At 66.0% G+C, this 7,569-nt stretch carries 3 protein-coding genes; all 3 read right to left on the reverse strand.

The window, feature by feature from the left end:
- Positions 1 to 248: 248 nt before the first annotated feature.
- The 3 genes from A5694_RS13880 to A5694_RS13890 all read right to left on the reverse strand — a co-directional run bounded on the left by A5694_RS13880 (position 249) and on the right by A5694_RS13890 (position 7,287).
- Complete coding sequence (locus A5694_RS13880; protein WP_064922416.1) at positions 249 to 2,633, reverse strand: hypothetical protein; 2,385 nt, start codon at positions 2,631 to 2,633, stop codon at positions 249 to 251.
- Between the two features lie 67 nt (positions 2,634 to 2,700).
- On the reverse strand, positions 2,701 to 5,022 hold the full coding sequence (locus tag A5694_RS13885; RefSeq protein ID WP_234786527.1) for a hypothetical protein: 2,322 nt from the start codon (positions 5,020 to 5,022) through the stop codon (positions 2,701 to 2,703).
- Between the two features lie 396 nt (positions 5,023 to 5,418).
- Positions 5,419 to 7,287, reverse strand: a complete 1,869-nt coding sequence (locus A5694_RS13890) for a fatty acyl-AMP ligase (protein WP_234786526.1) — start codon at positions 7,285 to 7,287, stop codon at positions 5,419 to 5,421.
- Positions 7,288 to 7,569 lie beyond the last annotated feature (282 nt).

Here is a 7,569-nt window from a genome sequence, read left to right on the forward strand (position 1 = left end):
AACCCAATCCAACTCATCAGCAGCCGCCACCGGCGCCACCACCACCGGCGCCACCCCAAACGCCAAAAACGCCCCCAACGCACTAGAGGCACCCAGCAGTCGCCGGCGCTGCTGCCGACCCCGCCGACCGTTGCCCGAAGTGTTACGCCGTACCGCCATTTGGGATTTCCTATCTGTGCTGGCCCACAGTTGTGCTAGCTCTGGTTGTCGTTTCAGTTCTCATACAGCGGGTTGATTCAGCAGCAGGGTCAGCCGAAGAAGCCCAACGCCTCGGCGATCTGTTGCGGAATGTCGTTGAGCCACTGGGGGATCAGACCGTAGAAGTCGGCGTTGATATCGACCAGACCCAGATCCGACAGGCCGAGCCCGCTGAGCAGGTTCTCGATCGTGGTGGTACCCAAGCCCAAATCGGTGAGCAGCGAGTTGATCGTCACGCCACCGAGGCCGAGATTGGCGACGATGGTGTCCAGATCGTTGCTGTCCAGTCCCAGCCAGCCCAGCAGCGTTCCCAGCGTCGGGTCGCCGAGAACGCTGGTCATCAGGTCGGTGATGAAGGTGTCCAGGTGCACCTCGTCGAGACCGAGACCACCCAGCATGCTGCCGATCGAGACCCCGCCCAGGAGATCGTTGATGACCTCGTCGAGGTGCCTGGTGTTCATGCCCAGATCGCTGAGCAGACCAGCAATCGAGATGCCGCTCAAGCCGATTCGGTCGATGAACATGTCCAGGTCGATGTTGTTCAGGCCGAGAGCGCTCAGCATCGACGCGATGTTGAGGTTGTCCAGGCCGAGGCTGTCGATCAGGTTCTCCAGGCCGATGCTGCCCATCCCCCAGCTCTCGAACAGGGAGAGCAGCGTGGTGTCGCTCAGCCCCAGCCCTTCGAGGATGCGGTCCATGAGGTCCGTCAGGGTCGGGTTGAAGCCGATGTCGGTGAAGAACTGCTCCAGCGTGACGTTGCCGGTCAGGTTGGCCAGGCCGTTGAACAGGGTCTCCAACTGGTAGTTGGACAGACCGACCGCCTGGACCATCTGGCTTACCGTGGCGTCGTAGAGGTGCAGGTTGGACAGGGTCTGACCAACGGTGTTGGTGCCCAACAGCGCGTTGAGCGTCGGGTTGCCGATCTTCTCGATCAGGCTGGCGTTCTCCGGTGACAGGGTGGCCAGCGGTGTGTCGCCGATGCCGGCGATCGTCATCAGCTGGGTGAACTTGATGTCGGTCAGCGGGGTGAGCGGATCGATGCCCAACGTGTTCACCCCGACCGGCATGGCCGACAGCACCTGGCCCAGGGTCTGGTTGCCGTAGTCGCCGATGAAGTCGTTGAAGGTGGTGCCGGGCGGGAACATCGAACTCAGCAGCGCCAGCAGGCCGGTGTTGCCGGTGATGTCCGGGCCCAGGAACCCGTTGTTGAGCAGGTCCAGCAGGGTGTCGTCGCCCATCTCGCCGAACAGGCCGCCGAGCGCGCTGCCCAGCGTCATGCTGCCCAGGCCCAGTTGCTCGAAGAAGTCGGTCAGCGGGGGGTTGCCCACCATGTCGGTCAGCAGGCCGCCGACGGTCCAGCTCGGGTCGACCAGGCTGGCTAGGGATTCGGTGCCCGAAGCGCCGAGCAGGTCCTTGATCAGCCCTCCGACCGACTGGTCGTCGCCGCCGACGAGTTGCAGGATCAACTCGGAGAGCGTGGGATTGCCGATGTCGGTCGAGTTGAGCAGGGCGATCAGCAGGCTGGCGATCGAGTCGTCCGGGCTGATGCCGCCGATGTCGGTCAGCAGCTGAGCGATGGTGGGGTTGCCGATGCCGGCCTCGTTGAACAACCCGATGAGCAGGTTGGACAGCGACTCGGTGCCGATCCCGAAACTGTTGAGCAGGTCCACCGGCGTCATGTGACCGAAGCCGACCTGGTCGAGGAGGTCGATGATCAGGGTGTCCAGCGGGGTGTCGCCGATGCCGATCTCGCTGAGCAGGCCGGTGAGCGTCTCGTTGCCCATCCCGCTGGCGTCGACGATGGTGCCGATGTCGATGTTGATGCCGAGCGGCTGACCCGCGGTGAGCAGGCCGTTGAACAGCGGGATGCTGAAGCCGCCGATGTCGAAGGTGTCGTGGCCGTTGAGGAAGGCGTCCAGCAGGATCGCCGGCGCACCGAACAGCGCGGAGAGCGCCGCCATGGGGTCCTCGAAGTTGAAGATCTGGCCCATCAGATCTTGCATGGCGTTGAAAAGCGTTATCCACGGGCCCATTCCGGCGAGCATCGAGCTCAGCCAGGTGGGCAGCTGCACGCTGATGTCCGCCGGGAACGGCAGCAGCTGCGCGTCGATGGTGGGCAGCGGGTTGGTGAAGATGTTGATGACGTCCGGGATACCGGCCAGGGCCTGCTGCGGGTTGGTGAAGATGTGCTCCAGCAGCCCCCACATGTCGACGGAGTTCTGGTTCAGCGCCTGCAGGTTGGCCGCGGTGTGGTTGAACAGGTCGGTGTACGGCGAGAAGAAGTCACCCCCCGCGGTCAGCTCGACGGCCCGCTGCTCGACGACCGCAAGGCTGTGCAGCCGCGGCAGCTGCGACGCCACCGGCGGAACCGCGACCAGGCCCACCCCGACGATGGCCAGGCCGGTGGTGACGTATGGACGAAGCGCTTGCTGCATGTTGCCCTCCCGGACGGACGTTCCGAAGTTGCTAGGCCGGCCAGGCCGCTCACGCCGCTCGAGTCGCTTAAGCACCGAGCACCGCCGCGATCTGGTTCGGCAGGCCGTCGAGGAAGTAGGCCATCGAGCCGAAGAATTCTTCGATCTGGGCGTTGATCACCGTGAGATCGCCCAGACCCATTGACGCGAGTAACTCGTTGACGGTCTGGGTGCCGAAGTCGCCGAGCAGCGAACTGACCGTCGACGTACCGAACAACGAGTCGATCAGCTCGTTGAGCGTCTGATCGCCCAGGCCCAGATCGATGAGCCCGTCGTGCAGGGTCATGTCGCCGAAGAACTGGTCGAACAGGTCGCCCAGGGACTGCCCACCGATGCCGAACTGGTTGAGCATGTCGTTGAGGCTCTGGCCGCCCAGCGCTTGGCGGATGATGTCGTCGAGGTGCATGCTGCCCAGACCGCCGTCGTCGAGCGCCCCGGCCACGGTGGTGTTGCCGAGCAACTGATCGAGCAGCTCACTCAGGTGCTGGTCGCCGATGCCCGCCTGGTTGAGCAGGTCGACGATGGTCTGGCCGGAGGGGACCAGCTGGTTGATCAGGTCGGCCAGGGTGGTGTTGCCCATGACCCCGAGCAGCTCCGACAGCGGCTGGTCGGGCATGTTCGCCAGCACCAGGTCATTGAGGGTCATATCGGCGAAGCCGGATTGAGCGAGCATGTCGGCCAAGGTCATCGAGAAGTTGGCCTGGATCATCTGGGCCAGTGTTTGGGTGCCCATCTCACCGAGCAGCTCGCTCAGCGGCGAGTTGAGCATGCCTTGCTGGTCGAGGATCGAGCCGATGGTCTGGCCACCCAGCGCGGAGATCAGTGTGGTGTCGCCGCCCTTGTCCAGCGGGGTGCCGCCGGTGGCGGCGATGAAGTCGTTGATCGTGAGGTTCCCGATGATCCCCATCTGGTTGAGGTTGCCGAACACGGTGCCCAGCGACAGATTGGTGATGCCCAGGAGGTCGGTGAAGTCCTTGACCGTGACGTTGGCGAAGCCGGCCGCGTCCAGGACGTCGATCATCGACGTGTTGCCGGCGTCGCCGAGGATGCTGACGAAAAGCTGGCCCATGTCGGCGTCGGCCAGGCCGGCCTGACTGATCAGGTCCATCATCGATTGGTTGCCCAGGCCTAGGCCGTTGAGCAGCGAGGTGATCACCTCGTGGCTGGTCAGGTCGCCGCCGCCCAGGGCGTCGAGCAGCGACGCCGGGGTCTGGCCGCCCAGGCCCAGCGCGTCGACGGCGGTGATCAGCAAGCCGTTCAGCGTCAGGTCGTCGGCGCCGATCTGGGCGAGCAGTCCGCTGACCGTCGGGTCACCGATGCCCAGCGCGTTGAACACGTGCATGCCGAGGTCGGCGAGCTTGAGGTCGGCCACGCCCAGGTCACCGGCGATACCGGTGATGGTCGGGTTGTCGAAGCCCAGCGCGTGGGTCAGGTCGATGACGAGGTCGGCCACCTTGACGTCACCGATGCCCAGCTGGTCCATGATGTCGGTGATGGTGGGGTTGCCGATCCCGACGGCGTCGAGCACGGTCGACAACACGCTGGAGATCTGCTGGTCGCCGAGCCCGAGGGTGTCGAGCACGTCGACAGGCGTCTGGTTGCCCAGACCCAAGCTGTCCAGCAGCCCGGTCAGCATGCCGGCCACCGACATGGTGCCGATCCCGGTCTGGTCGAGCAGGCCGGCTACGGTCTGGTCACCGATCTTCAGGCCGTCGACGACGTCACTGGCGCTCAGGTCGATTTCCAGGTTGTGGCCGGGGACCAGGATTCCGTTCCAGGCGGGGATGTGGATGCCGAGCACGTCCAGGGTGTCGGTGCCGTTGAGGTAGGCGTTGAGCAAGACCGCCGGGGCGGTGAAGATGGCCGCGAACGGGTCCATCGGGTTGGTCGGGTTGAAGATCTGCTCGTTGATCTCGTGCCAGGCGTTGTTCACGGCGACCATCGGGCCGATCAGGCCCATCCCGAGGGTCAGCAGCGGCGAGAGCATCACCATGATCGGGTCACTGCCACTGATCTGCGGCATCGGATTGGTCAGGAAGTCGATTACTTCCGGCAACTTCGACAGCGACGACGGATCGGTGAGGATCTGCATGATCAGGTTGCCCCAGCCGTTGTCCGACCCCATCGCCGCCAGGTTGGTGGCGGTGTTGTTGAACAGGTCGACATAGGGCTGGAAGAAGTCCGGGCCGGCGGTGAGCGCCACCGGACGGTGCTGGACGTCGGGCAGGGCCTCGCGGACCTCGGCCTGCGGCTTGAGCACGGCCGTCGGAACGGCCGCATTGACTGCGACGAGCGTGGCGCCCGCAATGACGACGCCGGGCGTGACGTACGGGCGAAGCGCCAGCTGCATCATGTTCTCCTACGGAAACTGACCATGGACGTTGCTGAACTTTACATGAGTTTTTGACTTTGTCGACGCCGATTTTTTCTCATGAAAAATCGCCCAGGATCGCCAAGAAATCGCACGTGAGGCGATATACGTCCGGCACAGCGGACATCTGTAGCCCTATCACACCGATGCTTCCGGCCGGGCCGAAATCGATTTCTTAGCTTTTGTTAATCGCGATTCGGAGAGGGACGGCCAACGTCGGGCGACATGAGGTCCGCGACCGACCTTGCCGAGCCCGCGGCAGCACCAGGTCGAGCCTCAGCTGACAAGGTGTTCGGCGTGGCCCCGCGACAGCGGGGCCGGCTACCCGTGCGAGGCGGGGGCCTGCGCAGCGGCGGCGCTCCCCGTGGCCGAAGGTCAGCCTTGCCGGTCCCCTGCCGACCTGCGCCGCTGCGCCAATCCGGTCGCGGCGAGCCGTACCAGGCTGCCGACCAGCGCACTCTTGACGTCGGGTGTGTCGTCTTGCGGGATTGGCGCCTGCCACTGCGCCAGCGGCACCAGCTCGCCAGCGAGGTACTGATCGCGGCATGCGCTGCGCTGGATCTTGCCGCTGGTGGTCGTCGGTATCCGCATCGGCTTGAGCAGCACCACGGTCTGCGCCTCGATCCCGTGGTGCGTGCGGATCGCCTCCCGGGCCGCCTCGATCAGGTCGTTGGGGTCGACACCGGCAGCATCGTGGTGGTGTACCTCCTGCACCACGACCAGGTGCTCGGGGGCGTTGCGCTTGGTCGGCAACTGGAACGCCGCGCCGCGGCCGGGCAGCAGCGCCGGGTGGCAGTCCTGCACGGTCATCTCGATGTCGTTGGGGTAGTGGCGATAGCCGCCGATCGACATCAGGTCCTTGCAGCGGCCGGTGACATACAGCTCGCCACCGCGGAAGAAGCCCAGGTCGCCGCTGCGCAGATACGGGCCCTCCCCGGTGCCGGCCAGCCGGGCGTTGAAGGCGTGCTCGGTCTCCTCCGGCCGTCCCCAGTAGCCCACGCCGACGCTGGGCCCGGCCACCCAGATCTCGCCCACCTCATCGGGGCCGCAGCGCAGCCTGGTCTCCGGATCGACGATCAGGACGTCCTGGCCGCCTTGCCGGCTGCCACAGCCCACCAGCGGCACCGCGCTCTCGGCGGCGGCGTCGTTGCCGTCCACCTCGACCACCCGGTCCTCGGCGAGCGCGGCGCGGTCGATGTGCCGGATCACCGGCACCGCGGAGTTCGAGACACCCGAGACGCCCAGGGTCGCCTCGGCCAGGCCATAGGCCGGGCGGAATGCCTCGGGCCGGAAACCGGCGGGGGCGAACGCCTCGCTGAAGGCCCGCAGGGTGGCCGGGCGGACCGGCTCCGCGCCGACCACGGCGATCGACCAGTTCGACAGATCCAGTGCCGCGCGTTCCTCTGGCGTGCTGCGTTTGACGCAGGCCTCGTAGGCGAAGTTGGGGGCGGCACTGATCACCGCCTGGTAGCGCGACATCGCCTGCAGCCAGCGCATCGGGCGCATCAGGAAGGCGCTTGGTGACATCAGCACCGTGGTGCGGCCGCCGTAGAGCGTGCCCAGGATGCCGCCGACGAAGCCCATGTCGTGGTACTGCGGCAGCCACGACACCCCGCTGACCGGACTGGAGAACACCGGATCGTCGGAGCGGGGATCCCAGGCCTGACGGATGATCTCCAGGTTGTGCACGTAGTTGCGGTGGGTGAGCACGCAGCCTTTCGGCACGCCGGTGGAACCCGACGTGTACTGGATCATCGCGACGGTGTCTTCGTCGACGTCTTGGCGCACCCAGGTCGCGCCGTCGCCTTCGACCTCGTCCATCGCCAGCCAGGTCACGTCACCGTCGGTCAGCCCGGCCACCGCCGCTTTCATCTTGGCCTGGGTCTTGGCCGTCGCCAGCGCGAACCGGGCCTGCACTTGGGGGACGACGGTCTCGACCCGCCGGATCGGCCAGTGCTCGTCGACCGGAACGGCGACGGCGCCGGCGTAGAAGCAGCCGAATAACCCGGCGATGCTGTCCACGCCGGGGCGGCACAGCACCAGCACCCGCTCACCGGCGGCGCCGCGGCGCTGCAGGCTCGAGGCGATCGCGCGGGCCCGCTCGTCGAGTTCGCGGTAGCTGATCCGGGCCTGTTCGTCATCCCCTTCCGGGCAGAAGATGAACGCCGGCGTGTCCTGATGACGTGCGGACTGCTGTTCCAGCAGCTCCACCAGGGTGTCCGGGGTGGTCGCGGGTGTCGTCAACTCTGCCAACGTCTGACCTGTCTCTGCGGGGAATCGCCCACAGCGTAGCGGCGATCGCACGGCGGCGGAGCCGGTCGATGCGGGCCGCCGCCGAATCCAGCCGGTGGGACAACGCAGCCGGAACCATAGGGTGATGTGCCCGCCTTCGAGCGACAACGACCGTTATGTAAAGCTCTCGGGCGCTGATTGGCCTGACATAACGAGGGTTGTCGCTCGAAGGCGGGCAATCGCCACATCCCGCCTCCCCCGTTATTGGTGGGGCGCAAGGGATTCAGCGGGGCG

The organism is Mycolicibacter sinensis (assembly GCF_001667945.1).
GTDB lineage: Bacteria > Actinomycetota > Actinomycetes > Mycobacteriales > Mycobacteriaceae > Mycobacterium > Mycobacterium sinense_B.

Coding starts and splice junctions, on each gene's coding strand:
- A5694_RS13885 (WP_234786527.1), bottom strand. CDS start 5,022: ATGCAGCTGGCGCTTCGCCCGTACGTCACGCCCGGCGTCGTCATTGCG.
- A5694_RS13880 (WP_064922416.1), bottom strand. CDS start 2,633: ATGCAGCAAGCGCTTCGTCCATACGTCACCACCGGCCTGGCCATCGTC.